General features: G+C 26.6%; 21 protein-coding genes. 20 read left to right on the top strand and 1 reads right to left on the bottom strand.

Annotated features, from left to right (window positions below; all coding sequences use genetic code 11):
• The first annotated feature begins 151 nt into the window (after window positions 1-151).
• The 16 genes from recA to udk all read left to right on the top strand — a co-directional run bounded on the left by recA (window position 152) and on the right by udk (window position 15,051).
• Entirely contained in the window at window positions 152-1,201 is a 1,050-nt protein-coding gene (gene recA, locus AYC59_RS07380; RefSeq protein WP_066896991.1) for a recombinase RecA, read from the top strand.
• Entirely contained in the window at window positions 1,173-1,742 is a 570-nt protein-coding gene (locus AYC59_RS07375) for a regulatory protein RecX (protein WP_066896989.1), read from the top strand. Before recA ends, AYC59_RS07375 begins: the two co-directional genes overlap by 29 nt.
• Window positions 1,743-1,778: 36 nt before the next feature.
• Entirely contained in the window at window positions 1,779-2,366 is a 588-nt protein-coding gene (gene rdgB / locus AYC59_RS07370; protein ID WP_066896987.1) for an RdgB/HAM1 family non-canonical purine NTP pyrophosphatase, read from the top strand.
• Window positions 2,367-2,372: 6 nt separating this feature from the next.
• Entirely contained in the window at window positions 2,373-4,433 is a 2,061-nt protein-coding gene (recG, locus tag AYC59_RS07365; RefSeq protein WP_066896985.1) for an ATP-dependent DNA helicase RecG, read from the top strand.
• Window positions 4,434-4,492: 59 nt separating this feature from the next.
• Window positions 4,493-6,286 (top strand): ABC transporter substrate-binding protein, encoded by a 1,794-nt coding sequence (locus AYC59_RS07360; RefSeq protein WP_066896983.1) that lies wholly within the window; start codon window positions 4,493-4,495, stop codon window positions 6,284-6,286.
• A 94-nt stretch (window positions 6,287-6,380) separates the two neighbouring features.
• On the top strand, window positions 6,381-7,556 hold the full coding sequence (locus tag AYC59_RS07355; RefSeq protein ID WP_066896981.1) for an OmpA family protein: 1,176 nt from the start codon (window positions 6,381-6,383) through the stop codon (window positions 7,554-7,556).
• Between the two features lie 189 nt (window positions 7,557-7,745).
• Window positions 7,746-8,306 (top strand): DUF6162 family protein, encoded by a 561-nt coding sequence (locus AYC59_RS07350; RefSeq protein WP_066896979.1) that lies wholly within the window; start codon window positions 7,746-7,748, stop codon window positions 8,304-8,306.
• A 1-nt stretch (window position 8,307) separates the two neighbouring features.
• Complete coding sequence (locus tag AYC59_RS07345; RefSeq protein ID WP_066896977.1) at window positions 8,308-9,000, top strand: metal ABC transporter ATP-binding protein; 693 nt, start codon at window positions 8,308-8,310, stop codon at window positions 8,998-9,000.
• A 10-nt stretch (window positions 9,001-9,010) separates the two neighbouring features.
• A complete protein-coding gene (locus AYC59_RS07340; RefSeq protein WP_066896994.1) occupies window positions 9,011-9,901 on the top strand; it encodes a metal ABC transporter permease in 891 nt (296 codons plus the stop codon).
• 1 nt (window position 9,902) lies between these two features.
• Complete coding sequence (locus AYC59_RS07335) at window positions 9,903-10,784, top strand: metal ABC transporter solute-binding protein, Zn/Mn family (protein WP_066896975.1); 882 nt, start codon at window positions 9,903-9,905, stop codon at window positions 10,782-10,784.
• A gap of 8 nt (window positions 10,785-10,792) precedes the next feature.
• Window positions 10,793-11,251 carry a hypothetical protein gene (locus tag AYC59_RS07330; RefSeq protein WP_066896973.1) on the top strand — a complete coding sequence of 153 codons (459 nt, stop codon included), beginning with the start codon at window positions 10,793-10,795 and terminating at the stop codon, window positions 11,249-11,251.
• Window positions 11,252-11,379: 128 nt separating this feature from the next.
• Window positions 11,380-11,769 carry a cell division protein SepF gene (gene sepF / locus AYC59_RS07325; protein ID WP_066896971.1) on the top strand — a complete coding sequence of 130 codons (390 nt, stop codon included), beginning with the start codon at window positions 11,380-11,382 and terminating at the stop codon, window positions 11,767-11,769.
• Window positions 11,770-13,068 carry a GTPase ObgE gene (gene obgE / locus AYC59_RS07320; RefSeq protein WP_066896969.1) on the top strand — a complete coding sequence of 433 codons (1,299 nt, stop codon included), beginning with the start codon at window positions 11,770-11,772 and terminating at the stop codon, window positions 13,066-13,068.
• Window positions 13,058-13,948, top strand: a complete 891-nt coding sequence (gene miaA / locus AYC59_RS07315) for a tRNA (adenosine(37)-N6)-dimethylallyltransferase MiaA (RefSeq protein WP_066896993.1) — start codon at window positions 13,058-13,060, stop codon at window positions 13,946-13,948. The genes obgE and miaA overlap by 11 nt, the downstream gene beginning before the upstream one ends.
• Window positions 13,949-13,950: 2 nt before the next feature.
• Window positions 13,951-14,409 (top strand): PTS sugar transporter subunit IIA, encoded by a 459-nt coding sequence (locus AYC59_RS07310; RefSeq protein WP_066896967.1) that lies wholly within the window; start codon window positions 13,951-13,953, stop codon window positions 14,407-14,409.
• A 9-nt stretch (window positions 14,410-14,418) separates the two neighbouring features.
• Window positions 14,419-15,051, top strand: a complete 633-nt coding sequence (udk, locus tag AYC59_RS07305) for a uridine kinase (protein ID WP_066896965.1) — start codon at window positions 14,419-14,421, stop codon at window positions 15,049-15,051.
• 17 nt (window positions 15,052-15,068) lie between these two features.
• Here udk and AYC59_RS07300 read toward each other — a convergent pair whose 3' ends face one another.
• Window positions 15,069-15,854, bottom strand: a complete 786-nt coding sequence (locus AYC59_RS07300; protein WP_066896962.1) for a type III pantothenate kinase — start codon at window positions 15,852-15,854, stop codon at window positions 15,069-15,071.
• Between the two features lie 183 nt (window positions 15,855-16,037).
• Between AYC59_RS07300 and AYC59_RS07295 the strand changes: the two genes are divergently transcribed.
• From AYC59_RS07295 to AYC59_RS08205, 4 genes are all read left to right on the top strand, one after another.
• Entirely contained in the window at window positions 16,038-17,837 is a 1,800-nt protein-coding gene (locus tag AYC59_RS07295; protein WP_066896960.1) for a peptidylprolyl isomerase, read from the top strand.
• 107 nt (window positions 17,838-17,944) lie between these two features.
• Window positions 17,945-19,852 (top strand): tRNA uridine-5-carboxymethylaminomethyl(34) synthesis enzyme MnmG, encoded by a 1,908-nt coding sequence (gene mnmG, locus AYC59_RS07290; protein ID WP_066896958.1) that lies wholly within the window; start codon window positions 17,945-17,947, stop codon window positions 19,850-19,852.
• Window positions 19,853-19,878: 26 nt separating this feature from the next.
• Window positions 19,879-21,732 (top strand): ribonuclease J, encoded by a 1,854-nt coding sequence (locus AYC59_RS07285; protein WP_066896956.1) that lies wholly within the window; start codon window positions 19,879-19,881, stop codon window positions 21,730-21,732.
• A 21-nt stretch (window positions 21,733-21,753) separates the two neighbouring features.
• On the top strand, window positions 21,754-23,367 hold the full coding sequence (locus tag AYC59_RS08205) for a uracil-DNA glycosylase family protein (RefSeq protein WP_066896954.1): 1,614 nt from the start codon (window positions 21,754-21,756) through the stop codon (window positions 23,365-23,367).

The following is a 23,367-nucleotide window of genomic DNA, read 5'->3' as shown; positions in this document are numbered from 1 at the left end:
AGATAGGTAGTTGCCAAACTAAATAAGGTGTTAATTCACCTTTTTATTTTAATTAACTTGTTATATATTTGTTACAAAAACTAATTGACACTATTTTTAAAAAGTGTTATAATAAATTAAATAAAAATTAAAAAAAGAATAGGGGGCTTAAATGGCTAAAAAAGTAGAAAAAGGTTTAGATAAAGAGCTAGCATTAAAATCAGCATTAGATCAAATTACCAAAGAATTTGGTAGTGGGGCTATAATGAAACTAGGTGAAACTCAAAAACTTGATATAAAGACTATACCATCAGGAAGTATTAATATTGATATGGCACTTGGTGTGGGTGGAATACCTAGAGGAAGAATAATTGAAATATATGGTAATGAATCTTCTGGTAAAACAACTATTGCTTTACACATTATAGCTGAAGCACAAAAAAGAGGTGGACTTGCTGCATTTATAGACGCTGAACATGCTCTAGATCCAGTTTATGCTAAAGCTTTAGGGGTTAATGTTGATGAATTATTAATATCTCAACCAGATACAGGTGAGCAAGCATTTTCTATAGCTGATATGTTAGTAAGAAGTAATGCAGTAGATGTTATAGTTGTTGACTCTGTTGCTGCTTTAGTTCCTAATGAAGAAATAGAAGGAGAAATGCATCAACAACAAATGGGATTACAAGCAAGATTAATGTCTAAAGGATTAAGAAAGCTAACAGGAAGTATAGCTAAATCTGAAACAGCAATGATATTTATAAACCAAGTTAGAGAAAAAATAGGTGGATTTTCATTTGGGGGTATTCCTGCTACAACAACTTCTGGAGGAAGAGCTCTTAAGTTTTTCTCAACAATTAGAATGGAAATTAAAAGAGTAGGTTCTATTAAACAAGGTGATGAAGTTATAGGGAATGAAACAGTGGCTAAGATTACTAAAAATAAGGTAGCGCCACCACATAAAGAAGTTAAATTCTCTATTATGTATGGAAAAGGAATATCGCATGTAACAGAAGTATTTGATATAGCTCTTGAAAAAGGAATATGTAAAAAAAGTGGTTCTTGGTTTAGTTTTGGTGATGAAAGACTTGGTCAAGGTAAAGTTAATGTTGAAAAACTATTAGAGGAAAATAAAGAATTATTCGCACAAATAGAAGAAAAGGTATTAGCAAGTTTAGATATTGCAGGTAGAAATGAAGATATTGAAAATACAGATGAATAAACTTTATCTTAATAATGAAGAAATAATTGATGTTAATAAAGATATAGTAAGTATGTTTAATTTAAAAAAAGATATGGATATATCTGATGTATATGAAAAAATAATATTTGAATCAATGAAAGTTAAATCTATATATTTAATATATCTAAAGGAAAGAACTGAATTTCAATTGAAGTTGAAATTAAAAGAGAAATACTCTAAAGATAATTACTATTTGATAGATAATGTAGTCATTTATTTAAAAGAACTAAATTATTTAGATGATTTTTCTTATGCTTGTAGCTATATTAGAATAAATAAGGCGATAGGAAGTAATAAATTAAGATATAAATTAAAAGAAAAAGGTATTAATGATAATATTATTAGAGATGCTATGGATGAAGTTAATTCTGAAATTGATTTAAGTGAAATTGAAAGAAAAAATATACAGGAATTTATAAAGAAAAATATTAAATTAGAAGATGAAAAACTTATGCGTAAGCTATTAAATAGGGGATATAGATACGATATAGTAATAAATGAGATTAAAGCCAAACACTAGTGTTTGGTTTTCTCTGTATTCATAGGAGGAGTAAAAATGAAGTATGTATTAGCAACTAAAAATAAAGGAAAATTAGAAGAATTTAAAAAGTTGTTTAATAAGTTAGGGTTAGAGATAATATCACAAGAAGAATTTAATGTTGGAGAAATAATAGAAGATGGTAATAGTTTTGAAGAGAATTCATTAATTAAAGCAAAAGTAGTGGCAAAAGCTTCGGGACTGATTACTATATCTGATGATTCAGGTTTATGTATAGATGATCTAAATGGTGAACCTGGAATATATTCAGCAAGATATTTTCCTGAAGCTAAGGATTATAACGAGAAATGCAATAAAATGATAGAATTAGTAAATGAAAAAAACGGTACAAGAAAAGCTAAATTTGTAAGTGTTATAACTTTATATAATCCTTTAACTGAAGAAACTCATTTCTTTAAAGGTGAATGTTTTGGAGAAATTTCAAAAGAGTTAAAAGGTGATAATGGTCATGGATATGATCCAATATTTTATTCATATGATTTAAATAAAAATTTTGGTGAAGCAAGTATGGAAGAAAAAAATACAATAAGTCATAGAGGTAGAGCGTTTAGTAAGTTAGAAGAATTTTTACTTTTAAAAAAGTAGGTGAGTATGTATAATAAAATTTATGATGATATATCAAATTTTGAATTAAAAAAATTAGGTAACAAGAAGAATAATAAGATTAAAGTACTTAATAAATTAGGAATAAAAACTTTATTAGATTTGATATATTTTTTTCCAAGAACTTATGAGGATAAGGCTAAATTAAAAAAAATATCGGAGTTAAGAGATGGAGAAAATGTAATAATAGTTGGTAAATTACATATGATACAAACTAACTATTTTTCAGGTAAGAAGATGGTTAAAGCAAAACTTTTAGATGAAAATAATGGGATTATAGAACTTGTATGGTTTAACAATAAATATATTTCAAAACAACTTATTGAAAATAGTTTAGTTAGGGTTACTGGTAAGGTTAGAAAAAGTAGATTTTTACAGATAGTTAATCCTTTGATATATAAGGTGAAAAATAGTGATAATATTGCTTATTTAGAGGATACTATGGGTAAAGATGCAATATATCCATTAACTAGTGGTATAACTCAAAAACAGATATCTGATATAATAGAAGAAGCGATAAATAAATATATGTTTTTATTTGATGAAAATTTACCTAAAGAATATATAGTTCAGAACAAGTTAATAGATAGAAAAAAAGCAATAATTAATATGCATTTCCCTAAAAGTAAGCTAGATTATGAAGAAAGTGTAAAGAGATTTATTTATGAAGAATCTTTATTACTTGAAATGAAAATATTGAAAAATAGATACTTAGAAAGCTTAAATAACACTAAAAAATATTCTTTAAATGATAATAGGAGTTTAGTTAAAAAATATATTTCAGGATTACCTTTTGAACTAACTTCAGATCAAAAAAAGGTTATAACCAATATATATAAAGAGTTAAATGATGGTAAAATCATTAATAGATTGATTCAAGGGGATGTTGGTTCAGGTAAAACTGTAGTATCATTAATTCTTTTGCTATACATGGTAGAAAATGGTTATCAAGGTGTAATAATGGCTCCCACAGAAATACTTGCAAGTCAGCATTATCTAGATGTAGTTGAAAAGTTCAAGGAACTAGATGTAAAAGTAGAATTATTAACATCAAGTGTTAAAGGCAAAAAGAAAAAAGAAATTTATGAAAATATACTTAATGGTGATGTTGATATAGTTATAGGAACTCATTCATTAATAGAAGATGAATTAGAATTTAAAAATTTAGGTTTGATTATAATTGATGAGCAACATAAATTTGGAGTAGATCAGAGAAATAAAATAAGGGATAAGGGGATGTATGCTAATTTAATAGTTATGAGTGCTACTCCTATACCACGTTCTTTGGCTTTAACCATATATGGAGATTTAGATGTTTCTATAATTTCAACAAAACCAGTAGGAAGAAAACCTATTAAGACTAAGTGGATAAAAAATGAAAAAGAATTAACAAAAATGTATAATTTTATAGATAGTAAAATAAAAGAAGGAAGACAAGTTTATGTAGTTTCTCCACTTATAGAAAATAGTGAAAAGTTAAATTTATCATCAGCAATGGAAACTCAAGTTTTATATAATGAAATATTCCCGCAATATACTATAGGACTTTTACATGGAAAATTAAAATCTAAAGAAAAAGAAGAAGTAATGAATTCATTTAATAAAGGTGAGATAGATATACTGGTTTCAACAACAGTAGTAGAAGTAGGTGTAAATGTTGCAAATGCAAGTGTTATAGTAATATTAAGTGCTGAAAGATTTGGGCTTTCTTCTCTACATCAATTAAGAGGTAGAGTTGGTAGATCAAGCCATGATTCATATTGTCTATTGGTTTCAAATACAACGAATGATGTTTCTAAAGAAAGATTAACAGTTATGGAAAATACAAATGATGGATTTAAAATAGCTGAAGAAGATTTAAGATTAAGAGATACAGGAGAAATATTTGGTATAAAGCAAAGTGGACTTTCAGAGTTGAAATTAGTAGATATAATAAAGAATATAAAGGAAATATCTATAGCTAAAAGTTTTTGTGAAAATTACTTAAGTAAAAATAAGGGTGAAATTATTGATGATAATTTAAAAATAGATGTAGATAGGATATATTAACTATAAAAATATTGATATTTATGATATACTTAATAAAGTAATAAATTTTAGGAGGATAGATGAGAAAATTATTATCATTTAGTTTGATAGTAGCTTCACTTGGATTATTAACTTCATGTGCTCCTGGTAAGGCTAAGTCAGAAAAAGCCGGAGAAAAATTAGAATTAAAATATCCAATGGAATATGTTAGTGATAAAAATGCTATTGAAGGTGGAACATTTAGTATAGGACTTGTAACAGGTAGTCCATTTAAAGGAATATTTGATCCTTTATTTGCTTCAGATTCAACTGATTTTGGATTAGTAGCTTTAATGAATGATGAAATCTTCTGGCAAAATGAAGATTTTGAAAGAATGGGTATTGAAGGTGGTATGGCAACATATACTTTTGATACAGATAAGAATGAAATAATTATTAAATTTAAAAATGGATTAAAATGGTCTGACGGTCATGCTTTAGGAGTAGATGACTTAATTTATACAGCAGAAGTATTAGGACATCCAGATTATACAGGAGTTACTTACGATCCATTAGAACATGGTAAAATCATTGGTATGAAAGAATATCATGAAGGTAAGGCTAAAACTATTTCTGGACTTGAGAAAGTATCAGATACAGAACTTAGAATTCATATGGAAAGTTTAAGTCCAAAATTAATATCTGGTGGAGGTGCTTTAATTGGATTATCAAGAATAATTCCTAAACACTATTTATCAGATATACCGGTAAAAAATTTAACTACTTCAGATAAAGTTAGAAAAAAACCTTTATCTAACGGTAAATATGTTTTATCTAAATTAGTTCCAGGAGAATCTATGGAACTTGTACCTAATGAATATTACTATTTAGGTAAAGCTAAAGTTGATAAAGTGTTTCTTAAAACTCTTACATCTCAAGTAGCTTTAGAGTCTTTAAAAAATGGTGAATACTTTACTTATTGGGGATTACCATCAGATATATATGAAAAATATAAGGACTTTAACAACGTAGCATTAATAGGAGGTTATGATTTATCATATAACTATTTAATGTTTAATTTAGGACATTTTGATGAAAAAACAGAACAAAATGTACAAGATAGAAAAACTCCTTTACAAGATGTGAGAATTAGACAAGCAATGGCTTATGCTATGAATTTAGATGAAATTGCAACAGCATATTTCAAAGGTTTAAGAACTAGAGCTAATGGAGTTACACCACCTGTATTTAATAAATACTATAACAAAGATTTAGTAGGCTATCCATATAATCCTGAAAAAGCTAAAGAATTATTAAAAGAAGCAGGGTATGTTGATACTAATGGTGATGGAATAGTTGATAAAGATGGTAAGAATTTAGAAATTAAATTAGCAATGGCTGGAGGTAGCGATATATCAGAACCGTTTGCTCAAGCATTATTACAATACTGGAAAGAAATTGGTGTTAAAGTAGACTTTACTACAGGAAGATTATTAGATATAAATGTACTTTATGACAAGATACAAGCAAATTCTGATGATGTTGATATGTTTATAGGAGGATGGTCAGTAGGAACTTCACTTGATCCAGCACAGTCTACATCAAGAACAGCGAGATTTAATTTCCCTCGTTTTGTAGATGATGAAAATGATAAGTTATTAGAAGCATTAAATGATAAAAAAGGACTTACTGATGCAAATTACAGAGCAGAAGCATATAAGGCATGGGAAAAACACTATATAGAAGATATAGCTGTAGAAATACCTATGTTCTTTAAATATGGAGTTGAACCAGTTAATAAAAATATTAAACAAGCTAATCAATATCATGATTCAGCAAGATCAAGAATTTTTGAACAATTGGTTGATAAAACACCATTAAAGGCAACAAATTAATTGTAAAATTATAAAAAAAAGTGGACTTTATAGGAAAAATGTAGTATAATACTACTGAAAATATAAATATATAGTAAAATAGTAGGAGGATAATATGAAAAAAGGATTATTATTATTAACTGCTTTAGTTTCATTAAATGCCGTTGCAGGTGTTGAAGTGCAATTAAAAGGTGGTTATGATGTATTCAGAAGACAAGCTAAAGAAGATGAATTCTTTAGTAGTAATGAAGACAAACGTGATTTACAAAGAGGGTTCGTTTTAAATGCTGAATTATTCCCAGTAAATCAATACAAAGTAGAATTAGGAGCAGGGGTTGAATATAACTTCAACAACAAAACTTATGGATATGGATTCGAAAGTGTAGCAGATCAAGATGCTAACAAAGGAAAAAGAGTACACCACGTACCAGTTTACGGTATAGTTAAAGCTAATGTATTACAAGCTGAAAATGGAGATTCTCCTTTAGCTATAGTTGGTAAATTAGGATATGCATTCGTAAGAGATGTAAACAAATCTTCAGTAGAAAAACCTGGACAAGGTGGATTATACTACGCAGTAGGTGTTAATGGAGAATATGGTCCTTTCGTAGTAGAAGCTTTAGCTTCAAGAACTCACATAGGGAATGAAGTATTAAAAGAAGCTGCAAATAACCCAGCGGATAAAGATAAATCAGATGTTATCAATAAAGTAGGATTAACAGCAGGATTTAGAGTAGGTCAATTAGACAACACTCCAGCTCCAATAGTTGAAAAACCTGTTGAAGTTGTTAAACCTGAAGTAATAATTAAAGAAGTAATAGTTGAAAAACCAGTAATTAAAGAAGTAATAGTTGAAAAACCAGTAGTTAAAGAAGTAGAAGCTCCAAAACCTGAAGTTTACGTAAAAGCTTTAAGTGCTGATGGATTATTCAAATTTGATAAATATGCATTAGCTGATTTATTACCTGAAGGAAGAAAAGAAATTGAAAACTTAGCAGCTGAATTAAATAATGTATATTCTAAAGTATTCGGAATTGAAGTTATAGGACATACTGATAGATTAGGATCAGATGCATATAACATGAAACTTGGTCAAAGACGTGCTGATACAATTAAGAAATTATTACAAGATTTAGGAGTTACTGCAAACATTAAAGCATCAAGTAAAGGTGAATCTGAACCATTAGTTTACAGTAATAACAAAAACTTAACTCAACTTAAGAAAGACTTACAACCAAACCGTCGTGTTGAAGTTAGAGTTGAGGGAGTTAAAATTCAATACACTAAATAATGATTAAATAAATTAACTGAGCCTTAGGGTTCAGTTTTTTTTATATGTATAAATATAATACTAAAAAAAATAAATATCAAAAAGTCTTTAAAAAACGTGTATTTGTATATATTTAGACTGATTTTAATAACTTGAAGTTGAGGTGTAAAAATGTTATACTTTATTTAATAAATATTAGGGAGAAATGATTTGAAAAAGGAAATTGTAGAACCTTTAAATAACAAAAAAGAAAATTTTTATGTTGTAGTTGTAGTTTTCTTTATATTATTATTTTCTATAACATTAGTCTTATTTACTAGATCAGATGATACAGAAACTAAGTTAAAAGTAGATGAAATAAGTAGTTTTGAAAATTTTAATACTATAGAAAATAACATCTATTCAGATTTATATAATTATTCTGTAGAACTTGAAAATTTTGCTTTAAATGAAGGTTTTGAAGATATAGATAAATTGAATGAAGAAGGAGTATATCCTTTTGTTAAAGATGAACTATGGGAAAGTAAGGGTAAATTTAACTGGTTTAAAGTAGAAAAAGATGGATATGTTTATTATATAGGTATTAGTGGAGATAAAACAGTTGGAAACTTTATTTTAAAATCTAGAATAGTTAATAATACTGTAGAAAATAATATATATTACTTAAAAAAGAAATTAAATGATACAAATGAAGTATTTGATAATATTACTGAATTTAAAGAAGTTAAGTCTTTAACTGGTAGTGATATTAATAATGGAAAAGAGAATTAGTATGAATAAAGGAATAGAAATAGAATTCAAAAACTTATCTTTAACTTTAGGCGGTAATCAAATACTTAAAGATATTAATTTTACTGTAGAAAGTGGAAGTATACATTGTCTTATAGGACCTAATGGAGGAGGTAAATCAAGTCTTGTAAAGACTATATTATCACTGCTTCCTCATACGGGAGAAATAGAGTTAAGATATGATAAAGAAAAAAAGATATCATATGTACCTCAAAATTTAGAATTTGATAAAACTCTTCCTATAACAGTAAATGATTTTTTAACTATGATATATCAGAAAAAACCTTGTTTTTTAGGAACTAGTCGTAAAGTTAAAGATCAAATTGAAGATATGCTTAAAGAAATAGATATGTATGATAAAAGAGATAGGTTATTAGGATCTTTATCAGGTGGAGAATTACAAAGAGTATTACTTACCCAAGCCTTATATCCTAAACCTAACTTATTAATACTGGATGAACCATTTAATGGTATAGATACAGTTTGTGAAACATATTTTTTAAAACGTATAAAAGAATTAAAAAATGAAGGTGTAACAATAATTTGGATACATCATAATTTAAAGCAAATTGTTGGGATAGCAGATAAGGTAACTTGTATAAAGAAAACGGTTTTATTTACAGGTAAGCCAGAAGAAGAATTAATTGAAGATAGAATCTTTGATATATTTTCATAAGGGAGATAAAATGGAATCAATTAGAATGTTTTTTGTATCTCTTGTTGATAGTGGATATTTACCTGAATTTTTTAGATATGCTTTTGTTATAAATTCTTTAATTGCAACATTACTTATAGGTCCTATACTTGGTGGTATAGGTACTATGGTTGTTATTAAAAAAATGGCATTTTTTTCAGAGTCTATAGGACATGCAGCATTAGCTGGAATATCAATAGGAGTACTGTTGGGTGAATCATATAATTCACCATACATAATGTTATTTAGTTATTGTATAATATTTGGTATAGTTATAAACTACACAAGAAATAGAACGAAAATGGGGACAGATACTTTGATAGGTATATTTTTATCCATATCTATTGCAGTGGGTGCTATACTTATAATCTACATATCAGGTAAAGTTAATTCTCACATGTTAGAATCAGTTCTTTTTGGTTCTATATTAACTGTATCAGATTTAGATTTATTAGTTTTACTAATTACAAGTATAATATTAATATTTTTAGTTATATTTTGGTATAACAAAATATTACTTTCAAGTTTTAATAGTAATTTAGCTACAGTAAAAGGTATAAATGTAATATTTTTAGAATATGTGTTTGTTTTAATTATTACAATAATTACTGTAGCATCAGTTAAAATAATAGGTGCAGCTTTGGTTGAAGCATTACTTTTAATACCAGCGGCTGCAAGTAAGAATTTATCAAGATCAATAAGTTCTTTTGTAAGTTATAGTATAGTTTTTTCAACATTAAGTTGTATTTTAGGTATACTATTACCACTTATATTTGATTTATCTGTACCTTCAGGTCCAGCTATAATTATAATATCAGCAATAATATTTTTTATAACTATGCTTATAAAAAATATTTCATCTAAGTTTAAAGAAGGTGTATAAAATGAAGAAAATAACAGCTATATTATTATTGGCAACAAATTTATCTTTTGGTGCTAAAATATTAACCTCAAATCAGGTTAGTTATACTTTAAGTAAGGGCGTTACTAAGAATACAGGTATAGAAGTTGAATCTGTATTTGATAGTTATACTGATATGTTTAAACAAAAAATTAGTTTTGATAATTTAGAAAATAAAGAACAAATATTTAAAGATGTTGATGCAGTAGTTACATTAACGCACAGTTTAGATGATGATTTTCTATATGAACAAGCTAGAAGATATAATATAAAGGTGGTTAATATAGATTTAACGTATAGTTACAGAGATAATTCAAGTTTAGTTTTAAGTAGCAAAGTTGATTATATGGGAAGAGATTTAAAATATGTATGGCTTGAATTTTCTAATATATATAAAATGATAGATATATTAAAAGAAGATTTATCTGAACTTTATCCTGATAAAAAAGATCAGATAATTCAAAATTCTGATAAATTAAAAACAGAATTCTTAAGTATATATGAAAGTTTCATGTCTAATGTACTTGAAAAAGGACTAGATCTTGGGGTTATACAATTAGGTGATTCAGAACTTGACTATTTATTAGATTCATTAGAAATTTATCATCAAAATTTACCTTTGAATTCAAGTATAGATACTATTAAAAAGACTATGAAAGAAACAGGAATAAATAAGGTAGTTTCATCTAAAAGTATAAGTAAGGATATGCAGAAAAAATTAACGGAAAGTGGAGCATATTATACTAAATTAAATATAGGGAATATTCCTTTAGATTTAGATGATGATGATATAATGGATGTAGATGGATACATAAATATATTAAAAGAAAATACTAAAAATTTAGAAGAATTACTAAAAAAATAGGAGGAAATATGAAGAAGATAATATTAGCAATTTCAGTATTTTTAACAGGAGTATTAATGGCACATACACCTATACTTGATGTTAAGGTATCTGATAAAGAAACAGGAGTTTTAAATATTAGTGCAGGATTTGATAATGGAGAAACTGCAGAAGGAGAAACTATATATATTTTAAGTGATGTAGCTTATGATGGAAATGAAGAAGTATTTAATGAAGAAGGTGCAGAAGATTTTCAAGGTAAATTAATTTTATTTAAAGGCGAGCTTGATGATAATTCTAAGTTAAGTATACCTAAACCAGCAGTAAAAAGATATATAGTAGTGTTTTATGGAGGTTGGGGACATACGGTAGGTGTTAAAGGTATTAGTCTAAATTCAAATGAAGAAGCTGAGTGGATGAAAAATATTGAAAAGTATAAGAAAGAATTAGGTAAATATTTTGATAAAATGACAACTAAGAAATTTTAATAAGTATAGATACAGATATTTTTATAATGTCTGTATTTTTTACATAATATGTATATATAACTTTACAAAAATCTTAAATAGGTGTATAATGTATACTGATAAAATATGAATAAATAATTGGAGGAAATATGGGATTTTTTAGTAATTGGTTTAAAGAAGATGATGAAGATATAATAGATGAAAAGGTAGAAGTAAAGGAAGAAAAACCAGAAAATAAAATTAAATTCTTTAGTAAAAGAGAGGAAGAGGTTAAAGTTATGTCAAACTTAAAATATGTAGTATTAAAACCACAAAGTATAGTTGATTCTCAAACTATAGTTAATTTAATAAAAGAAAAAGCAATGGTAACATTTAGTATAGAAAATTTAAACAGAGAAGAAGGACAAAGACTTTATGATATAGCAGCTGGAGCAACTTCAGCAATGAATGGTAGAATAGAAGCTGTAACAGATAAAGTAGTTACTTCTGTACCTGAAGGTGTACTTATAGAAAATTTAATTAAAAAGAGTGGAGAATAAATGTTTATTGACGAAAGTATAATAACTATAAAATCAGGTAAAGGTGGAGATGGAGCCGCTACTTTTAGACGTGAAAAATTTGTTCAGTTTGGTGGACCTGATGGTGGAGATGGTGGTAAAGGTGGAGATATCATCTTTATAGCTGATCCAAATATAAATACTTTAGTAGATTTTAAAACTGTAAAAATATTTCAAGCAGAAGATGGAGAAAAAGGAAGCGGTGCTCGTTGTAATGGGGCACAAGGTAAAGATTGTATAATCAAAGTACCTGTTGGAACTATGATAAGAGACTTTGAAACAGATCAACTGTTAGTTGATTTAGATATGCCTAATGAGAAAGTTGTTTTACTTAAAGGTGGAGATGGTGGACGTGGTAATATACATTTTAAATCATCTGTTAGAAAAGTTCCTAAAATTGCTGAATCTGGAAGAGAAGGTATGGAACTTAAAGTTAAGTTAGAACTTAAACTTTTAGCTGATGTTGCATTAGTTGGATATCCAAGTGTTGGTAAATCTAGTTTTATAAACAAAGTATCAGCTGCTAAATCTAAGGTTGCAGAGTATCACTTTACTACACTTAAACCAAAACTTGGAGTTGTTAGAATGTCTGATGAGGAAAGTTTTGTTATAGCCGATATACCTGGACTTATAGAAGGGGCTCATGAAGGTGTAGGACTTGGAGATAGATTTTTAAAACATATACAAAGATGTAAAATAATAGTTCATATAGTTGATATATCAGGAATAGAAGGAAGAAATCCAGTTGATGATTTTGATAAAATTAATTATGAGTTATCAAAGTTTTCTGAAAAATTAATAAAAAAAGAGCAAATAGTATTTTGTAATAAATTAGATATGGTATTTGATGAAAAAGATGAAGTTATAAAAAGTTTTGAAGATAGCTTAATTAAAAGAGGAATTAATAAAGAAAATATACTTTTTGGCTCTATATTAACTGGAGAAGGATTAAAAGAACTATTATCTAAAGTTTGGCAACTTGTTAGAGATACACCTCGTGAAATTATTGAAGAAGAAGCAGATCTTGATATACTACTTCCAGATCTTGTCAGAAAACAAGATGATTGGATAGTAGAAAGATTAGCTGAAGATGTATATGAAGTAAGAGGTCAAATTGTTAACAATGTACTTAAAAAATATGTTCTTATAGGTGAAGATGGAATAATACAATTCTTACAGATAATGAGAAAATTAGGAATGGAAAAAATTCTTGAACAAAATGGAGTTGTAGAGGGAGATACTATAATTATAGCAGGATATGAATTTACATATGTTATATAATGCTATAGTAATTGCAGGTCCAACAGGGGTTGGTAAAACTGCACTTTCTTTAAAGTTAGCAAAAATATTAGATGCTGATATTATATCTGCAGATTCTATGCAAATATATAAGGGGCTTGATATAGGAACAGCAAAGATACTCCCTGATGAAATGGAAGGTATTAAACACTATATGTTAGATATAGTTAATCCTGATGAATATTATTCAGTAGGAGATTTTGAAAAAGATGCAAATAATATATTAAATACCAATTACAAAAATTATTTAGTTGTAGGAGGTACGGGACTATATATCTCATCTTTAACTGATGGTTTTTCAGATCTTCCTGAAAAAAATAATGAAATTCGTGATAAATTAGAAAAAATGGAATTATCAGATTTAGTTGAAGAGTTGAAAAAATTTGACGAAGAAACCTACAATACAATAGATAAATTAAATAAAGTTAGAGTTGTAAGAGCTTTAGAAATTTACTATATCTCAGGTCAAAAAATGAGTGAAATAGTAAAGAAAAATAATAAAAATAATGATTATAATTTTTTGAAAATATTCTTAACTAGAGATAGAGAAGAATTATACGGTTTAATAAATAAAAGGATAGATATAATGATAGAAAAAGGTTTAATAGAAGAAGCTAAACATATATTTAATAAATATCCTGATAATAAATCTATAGGATATAAAGAATTATTTGGTTACTTTAAGGGTGAGATTACTTTAAATGAAGCAGTAGACCTTATTAAACAAAAATCTAGAAATTATGCTAAAAGACAAATGACTTGGTTTAATAAAAGAAATGATTATATAATATATAACATGAGTGAATTAAGCGAAGAATATATAATAGAAGATATTTTAAAAAAATTTAAAAGAGGTAAGTAATAATGAAAATTACAGATTTTTTAGTTGAAAATAGAATAGTATTTGGCTTAAAGTCTAAAAATAAAGAAGCAGTTCTTAAAGAAATGGCTGAATTGTTTTTAACAAGTAATGATATCATAAAAGAAGGAATGTTTGATACATTTGTAGAAGATTTGATAGAAAGAGAAAATTTAACTTCAACAGGTATGCAAGATGGTATAGCTATACCACATGCTAAAAGCCCAGCAGTTGAAAAACTTGCTCTATCTTTAGCTATAGTACCAGAAGGTATTGATTTTGATTCATTTGATAGTGAACCATCTAAATTATTCTTTATGATAGCTTCTCCTGAAAATATTAAAAGAGAGCATTTAGATTTATTACAAAAGATTTCAAAACTTTCATATGAAGAAGAAATATTAGAAGACTTAATAAATGCTACAGACAAATCTGAAGTAATTAAATTACTTGGATTAATATAGGAGGAGAAAATGAAAAAAACAATTATTATAGGTATTGCTGGAGGAACAGGTAGTGGAAAAACTAGTGTTGCAAATGCAGTTCTTGAAGATTTAAAAAAAAGTGGTGAAGAAATTGTTTTAATAGAACAAGATTCTTACTATAAAAGAAATGATCATTTATCTTTCTCTGAAAGAGTAAAACTTAATTATGATCATCCAAATTCTATAGATTTTGATTTGCTTAGAGAACATATATTAGCTTTAAAAGAAGGTAAGTCTATTGAAAAACCTATATATAATTTTGCAGAGCATAATAGAAGTAAAGAAACAGAAAAGATAGAATCTAAACCAATAATAATTGTTGAAGGAATATTAATTCTTGCAATAGAAAAAATTAGAGATATACTTGATATGAAAATATTCGTAGATACTGATGATGATATAAGGCTACTAAGAAGAATGGAAAGAGATATACAAGAAAGAGGTAGAAGTTTTGATAATATAAAGGAACAATACCTAAGTACTGTAAAACCTATGCATTTAGAGTTTGTTGAACCATCAAAAAGATATGCAGATGTAATTATTCCTAGAGGTAAGGATAATGAAGTAGGTATTAAAATGGTATCAAGTAGATTAAAATATTTAATTAAAAGAAGTCAATAATAGGAGAGCGAACTCTCCTATTTATATTTTTTACATATATCTTTATAAAATTTATATAAGCCTTCTTCAAGTAAGTTTGGTATGTATTCATCTATATAACCTGGCAGATCTTTTGAAATTATCTTTCCTTGACCTCCTGTTGCAACAACATATGCATTTGGAGAAAATTTTTTGAAATGGGTAATTAGTTCTTTTATACCACCTATATTTGAATAATATATACCTGTATTAATTTGTGTTACTGTAGTATTTGCAAGATCTACTTCTGGTTTTTCAAAAGTAATCTTTGGTAATTTAGCAGTATTTTGGAATAAAGCATTAATTGAAAGATTTATTCCAGGTAATATAGCTCCTCCTAGATATTTATTATAACTTACAAGTTCAAAAGTAGTTGCTGTCCCAAAATCTATAATAATAGCTTCGCGATCTTTTAATCTATTTTGCATTGCAAGTATGGTAGCTATTCTATCAGCACCTAATTTTCTTTCAGCTCTATTATCAATTTTAAGTAATTTTTCTGGTATATTTTCAAGAGTTAGAATATATGGTTTCTTATTAAAATATTTTTTAGTAAAATAGTTGAAAATATCATCAAGTTCAGGAACAACTGAAGATAAAACTATATCATCTATTTCTGATAAGTTTATTCCTCTATTTTCTAACAATACTTTTAAAAAAGTATATATCATATCTTCCGTTAGTAAAGTTTTTGAAGGTATTCTAAATTTATCTAATATTTCACCATTTTTGTTAAATAATATTAATACTATATGTGTATTTCCTATATCAATTCCTAATAACATAAAATCACCTCATTGATATTTTAACAAAAAGGACTATATATGTAAAGAATGAAGTTTTAAAAATTATAGATATATATAAAGAAACCCTTTTAAAAACTAAGTTAAATATAAGGCGCGAGGTTGAAATTTAAGTACTAAAATGATATAATAAAATATAATTTAAAAAATAGGAGGAAATGAATAATGGCATTAAGAAAAATGGGAAAGCCAATGAAAATAGTTACTATAATCATAGCTATATGTATGATAATTCCTATAGTTATACAAGGTTATGCATTTTTATCAAATAGAGATAAAAAAACAGTTGTAATGAAAATAGATGGTGAAAAAATATATAAGGAAGATTTTGAAAGTAAATATCAAACAGCTCTTGCAAAAATAAAGGAAGTAGACGCAGGGATAATAGAATCTAAAAAATTAGATAAAGAAAAATATAAAAGTATGCCAGAAGATGTTATAAAAGAATATGTTTTATCTGATTTAGTAACAGAATCTTTAAACAAACTATTAACTAAACAATTAGGAGCTAAAGTTTCTAAGAGTGCAATAGATGCTAAATATAAAGAATTAGAAGATCAAATGGGTGGGGCTCAAAAATTAATTCTTGCATTAAATGCACAAGGACAAAGTATTCAATCTTTAAGAGAAAATATAGAAAACTATTTATTAGCTGAAAAAAGAAAAGAAATAATAGAAGAAAAAATTGCTGTAACTGATGAAGAAATAACAGCAAGATATAATCAACTTAAATATGGTGAGTATGAAGGTAAAACTTTAGAAGAATCAAAAGAAAGTATTAAAAAATTAATACGTGATGAAAGATCAGCAATATATGAAAATTCATTATTAGAAAATATTTTATTAAATGCTAAAACAAGTTTTAAAGATAAAGACATTGAAGCTGTATATAATAGAATTAATGAAGATTTCTATGTTCAAGGCGAATATAAATTTAAGAAATTTGATGTAATTAATCAAATATTAAATCAATATGTAACAGAAGGTAATGGATATACTGATGAATTATTAACTTCTATAAAAGATGGACTTAAAGCAAATCTTGATAGAAGCATAAAAATAAAAGATAAGGCCTTAGAAGCTGGACTTAAATTAAATGAAGATTTATTGCCTAAATATCAATTAGAATATATAAGTAATGAATATGTACAATATTTATTAAATACATATAAAGCAAGTGAACAAGAAATGAGAGAAATCTTTAATACTTATAGATCTGAATTCAATATTAAACATACTATAAGTGGTGAAATTATCGGTATGCCTTATGCAACAACAGAAGAAGATGCAAAAGAAACAGAAAACAAAGTTAAAGAGATAATGAAAACTCTAACTAAAGATAATTTTGCTGCTCGTGCACGTGAACTTTCTAAAGATCCTGGAAGTGCTAAAAATGGTGGAGATTTAGGTGAAGCAGATATAACAAATTATGTAACAGAATTTAAAGATGCTATAGCTGCAGCTAAAGCTGGAGATATAGTAGGACCTGTAAGAACTCAATTTGGATATCATATAATATATGTTGTTTCTAAAAATAAAGATAATAAAAATATAGTTAAAGCAAGCCACATATTAATTCCTATAGAAGTTACAGAAAAAACAAAAGAAGCAACAAAAGCTAAAGTATTAGCATTAAAAGAACAAATAGCAACAAATAAAATAACTTGGGATGATATTAAAGCAGATAAAACTGGTAAATATAAAGAATTTAGTATATTAGATAGCTTTGCAAAAGTAACAGAAAATACTAATTTACCTCAAATAGGGTATAATAAAGAAATAAACGATAAATTATTTAATGCAAAAGTTGGAGAATTTATTGAAGTTCCAGAAGCTAATTCATTTATAGTAGTTCAAAAAACAGAAGATACTCCATTTAAAGAAGTAACTTTTGAAGAAGCTAAAGAAAAATTAAATTTATTAGCAGCAAGTCAATATGCAGTTAAAGTATTAAAAGAAATATAGTTTTTTGATAAGGACAATCGTTTCGGTTGTCCTTTCAAAATTATACTTTAGGAAATTTAATAAACATTTTGTTATATTTTCTAAAATATAATTAATGAGGAGACTTTATGAATAAATATGATGTGTTGGTTATTGGGGCAGGACATGCTGGAATTGAAGCAGCACTAGCTTCAGCTAGGCTTGGACAAAAAACTGCCATGTTTACAATAACACTTGATAATATTGGGGTTATGTCATGCAATCCATCTATAGGTGGGCCTGCAAAAAGTCATTTAGTTAAGGAATTAGATGCTCTTGGGGGACAAATGTCTAAGACTATAGATAAGTCTTTTGTACAAATAAGAGTTTTAAATACTAAAAAAGGTCCAGCTGTTAGATCTTTAAGAGCTCAAGCAGATAGAAAAATATATGCAAAGAATATGAAGAAAATAGTAGAAAATCAAGAAAACCTTGATGTTATACAAGATATAGTTACAGATCTTATATATACAAAAAATGAAAATGGTAGATTTGAGATAAAAGGAGTAAAAACTAAAAATGGATTAGAATTTTTAGCAAGCTCTGTAATTATTTGTGCAGGTACGTTTTTAAATGGTTTATTGTATGTAGGAGATAAAATACTTGAAGGAGGTAGAATGGGGGAACTTTCTTCTAAAGATTTAACAAATTCTTTAAAAGAATTAGGGTTAGATGTTAGAAGATTTAAAACTGGAACATCACCTAGAATAGATTCAAGAACTATAAATTTTGACGTTCTAGAAGAACAACCAGGAGAGGTAGATAAATTACTGAAATTTTCAAATTCTACACCAGATGAAGTTATTTTAAATACAAAACAATTATCTTGTTATGTGGGTAGAACTGATTTACAGCTACATAATATTATTAAAAATAATATAGATAAATCACCTTTATTTAATGGGACTATAAAAGATTCAGTAGGACCTAGATATTGTCCTTCCATAGAAGATAAGGTAGTTAAATTTGCAGATAAAGATTCACATCACCTATTTTTAGAACCAGAAGGATTTGATACAGCTGAAGTATATATATCAGGACTTTCTACTTCTTATCCAGCTCATTTACAACAAGCTATGGTAAGAAGTATAAAAGGTTTAGAAAATGCTAGAATTATGAGATATGGTTATGCCGTAGAATATGATTTTGTAAAAGCATCAGAACTAGATTATACTTTAGAAACTAAAAAAGTAAAGGGACTTTATCTTGCAGGTCAAATAAATGGAACTAGTGGATATGAAGAAGCAGCAGTTCAAGGTTTAATTGCAGGTATAAATGCAGCTCTTGCTTTAAAGGGAGAAGAACCTTTACTTCTAGAAAGAGATAGTTCATATATAGCTACTCTTATTGATGATTTAATAACAAAAGATATAGAAGAGCCATATAGAATGTTTACAGCTCGTTCTGAATATAGATTAATCTTAAGAGAAGATAATGCTGATTTAAGACTTACACATATAGGACATAAAATAGGTCTTGTATCAGATGAGGAATATAATAAGGTATTGGAAAAAAGAAATAATGTTGAAAAAACTGTAGAAATTTTAGAAAATACAAAACTTGGAGTAAGCAATAAAAAACTAGTAGAAGTTTTAAATAAAAATAATGAAACTTTAAAAAGTGGAACTAATCTTAAGGAATTATTAAGAAGACCTAGTATAACTTATGATGATATAAAATATATAGCAGAAGATATAGAAAATATGCCTAATATTACATTTGATACTGAAACAGAATATCAAATAGAAGTTCATATTAAATATGAAGGGTATATAAATAAAACGAATTCAATTATAGAAAAACATAGTAAATTAGAGAAAAAATTAATACCTGATGATTTTGATTTTATGAATATAAAAGGAATAACAGGTGAAGCAAAACAAAAATTAACTGAAAGAAAACCACATACATTAGGACAAGCATCTCGTATTGCAGGAGTAACTCCAGCTGATATATCAGTATTGTTAATGTATTTGGATGGTAAGATAAAGAATTAATGAGAAGAATATAGAAAGGAGAATAAATGGTTAATTTGAAAAAAGAAACTTCTTTTTCAAAAAAAATGAAAGAGTTGAATAAAAAAATAAAAGAAGCTAAAGAACTCTTTTCAGAAGAAGAAAAAAAGACAAAAATCGTTCAAAAAAAGGCTTCTAAACCAAGAGTATCAGCATCAAAAGATACTAAGAAAAATGTTGTTGTAGATAATAATGTATCAGATAAAACATACATTATTCCATTAGGTGGACTTGAAGAAGTAGGTAAAAATATGACTTTAATTCAGTACAGAGATGAAATTATAGTTATAGATGCAGGGCTTACATTTCCAGAAGATGAACATTTAGGGGTTGATTTAATTATACCAAGTTTTGATTATTTAGCAGCAAATAATTCAAAAATAAAAGCATTATTAATAACACATGGTCATGAAGATCATATAGGTGCTGTACCTTATTTTTATCAAAAATTAGGTTCAAATATACCTATGTATGGGGGAAAATTAAGTTTAGAATTAGCACTTGCAAAATTTGAAAGGGTTAGTGCGAGTAAACCTAAATGTGTATATATAAAAGGGAGAAAAGAAATTAAGATTTCTAAATATTTTACAGTAGAATTTATTAGTGTTACACATTCTATAGCAGATTGTTATGCTATTAGAATAAAAACACCTACAAGTACTATACTTCATACGGGTGATTTTAAAGTTGATTTAACACCAGTTGATGGAGAAGGTTTTGACTTTGGAAGACTTGCAGCAATAGGAGAAGAAGGGGTAGATTTAATGCTTTCAGATAGTACTAATTCACAAGTACCTGGATATACACCTTCAGAATCTACAGTAGGTAAAAGTATAGATGAAGAAGTATCTAAAGCTCCTGGTAGAATAATACTTGCATCGTTTGCATCTCACGTTCATAGACTACAACAAATAGTATATATTGCTCAAAAGTACGGTAGAAAAATAGCTATAGATGGTAGAAGTATGATCAAAATATTTGATATATGTTCTAAACTTGGATATTTAAAAATTCCTAAGAATATAATAATAACATTAGAACAAGCTGAAAATATGCAAGAAAATAAAGTTATGATAATATGTACAGGAACTCAAGGAGAACCATTATCAGTTCTTTCAAGAATAGCTAATGGAACACATAAGTCTATCTCTTTAAGACCTAATGATAAAGTAATAATTTCAGGATCACCTATACCTGGAAATGAAAAATCAGCATATAAAAATATTAATCAATTATTAAAGAGAGAATCAGATGTAGTATTTGAAAAAGGTGTAGGAATACACGTTTCTGGACATGGTTGCCAAGAAGAACAAAAATTAATGTTAAATTTAGTAAAACCTAAATACTTTATGCCAGTACATGGTGAATATGTAATGTTAAAAAAACATAAGGAACTTGCAATGCAAGTAGGTATACCTTCAGAAAATATTATACTTGCAGAAAATGGATCAAGATTAGAGCTTACACCTAATAGTTTTAAGGTTGATGGAAAAGTTCCAAGTGGAGCAGTATATATATATGGAGATAGTGTTGGAAATGTTAGAGAGCAAATATTAAGAGAAAGACAAAGTTTAGCAGATAATGGAGTATTAACTATATCTCTTGCACAAAATCAAGATGCTAAATTTATTGGGGATCCAGTAATATTTACTAAAGGTTTCTTATACAAAAAAGATGATAATACATCTCAAATTTCAGAAAATATGAAAGAAGTAATAAAAGCAAAATTATTAAATTTAGAATCTAATAAGGAATTAGATGTTGAAAGAATTAAATCATCAATAATTAATACACTTAATAGTTTCTTTAATGATAATGTAGGTAAGGTTCCAACAGTTATAGTTACTGTTATGAGGGTTTAATAATATATTTGGGGTGTGAATATGGAATTAATATTAAAAGACAGTTTTAGTTTTGGATTTAATATATCTGATTTTGCAATAGATAGGACAAATTTAAAAATAATAATGACTGGGGATAGTTTAAATTTTGTAAAAGATAATAAGATTATAAAAAGTATAAAAGGTAAGATGAAAAAAAGTCAGAATTTAAGATTTATTAAATATGACAATCAATTATTCCAAAGTAATGATTTTTATGCGATTTCTAACCAAAAAATATATAAGATTAATTCTAGTAAATATAAGATAGAAAAAGAAATTGATTTGAATATAAATAATAGTTTTGTAGATAATATTCAAGTTAGTTCAAGAGGTAATGTCGTATACATTCTAAATAATGTTATGTATGTATATAATTTAATAGATGAAAATTTAAAAACTTATCCTTTAAAGTTTTTAGGTGAAGGTATATATAAGCTATATATATCTGAAGAAAATGTAATAATAAAACATAGAAAAATGGGAACTAGTGATGTAGAAATTTTAATATTTAATCTTAATACTTTAAAAATAATTTCTAAATTTAGTTCTTCAGTAAATCATGTTTATTCTAAAATTGTAGAACTGAACTATTTAGGTTCTACAAATACAGGAGAAATAGAAGTGTGGGATATTTTAGAATCACAAATAAAAAAATCCTATAAAATATCTGATTACCAAATAACATATATAGATAATGATTATGACTATTTCTATTTTGGAACTTCTATAGGGGAATTAATAATAACTGATAAGAATTTTAATATTATAAAAAAACAAATAGTATTTAATTTTGAGATATCAAAAATCATAATATTTAATTCAAAAATATATGTGATGTCTCATAATAGCAAATTTAAAATATTTGAAATATTAGATGAAAATAAAATGGAAAATATAATAGATGAATTTTTAGAAAAGTATGAAATAAATAATTCATATAAAGAGTTTTTTACAAGTAGTAGAGTAATAGCTATAAAAGATTTTTTAAGTAATTTAAAACATGATAATATAGATTATACACCTAAAGAAAATGATATATTTAAAGCTCTAAGAGATGATTTAAATAATATTAAGGTTTGTTTAATAGGTAAAGATCCATATTTTCAAAAAGGTGTTGCAACTGGTCTTGCATTTGAGGTTAAAAGTAATAGCTGGTTTGATGAAAAAGTTAATACTTCACTTAAGAATATGCTTAAATTAATATACAAGACATATACAGGTAAATACGAAGATATAAATGAAATTCGTGAAGCTATAAAAAAGGAAGATTTCAAAATATTAGCACCCATAGACTTATTTGAAAGTTGGAGAAAACAAGGAGTACTTTTACTTAATTCATCATTAACAACAGAAATAGATAAAGCTGGAGCTCATCATAAATTTTGGCAAGATATTACAAAGACTTTGATAGAATATATAAGTACAAAAAATAAGGATATTACCTATTTATTATGGGGTAATGATGCTGCAGTTTTAGAAAAGAATATTTTAAGTGGTAAGATAATTAAACATAATCACCCAGCTATTTGTGGAAATTTAAATAATCTTAATGATTTTATGTTAGGTAAATCATTTGAAGATACAAAAAGTATAATTAACTGGAAAGGGATATAA

The organism is Pseudostreptobacillus hongkongensis, assembly GCF_001559795.1.
Classification (GTDB): domain Bacteria; phylum Fusobacteriota; class Fusobacteriia; order Fusobacteriales; family Leptotrichiaceae; genus Pseudostreptobacillus; species Pseudostreptobacillus hongkongensis.
The sequence above is the reverse complement of the archived record's forward strand: the minus strand, read 5'-3'. Positions and strand labels throughout refer to the sequence as shown.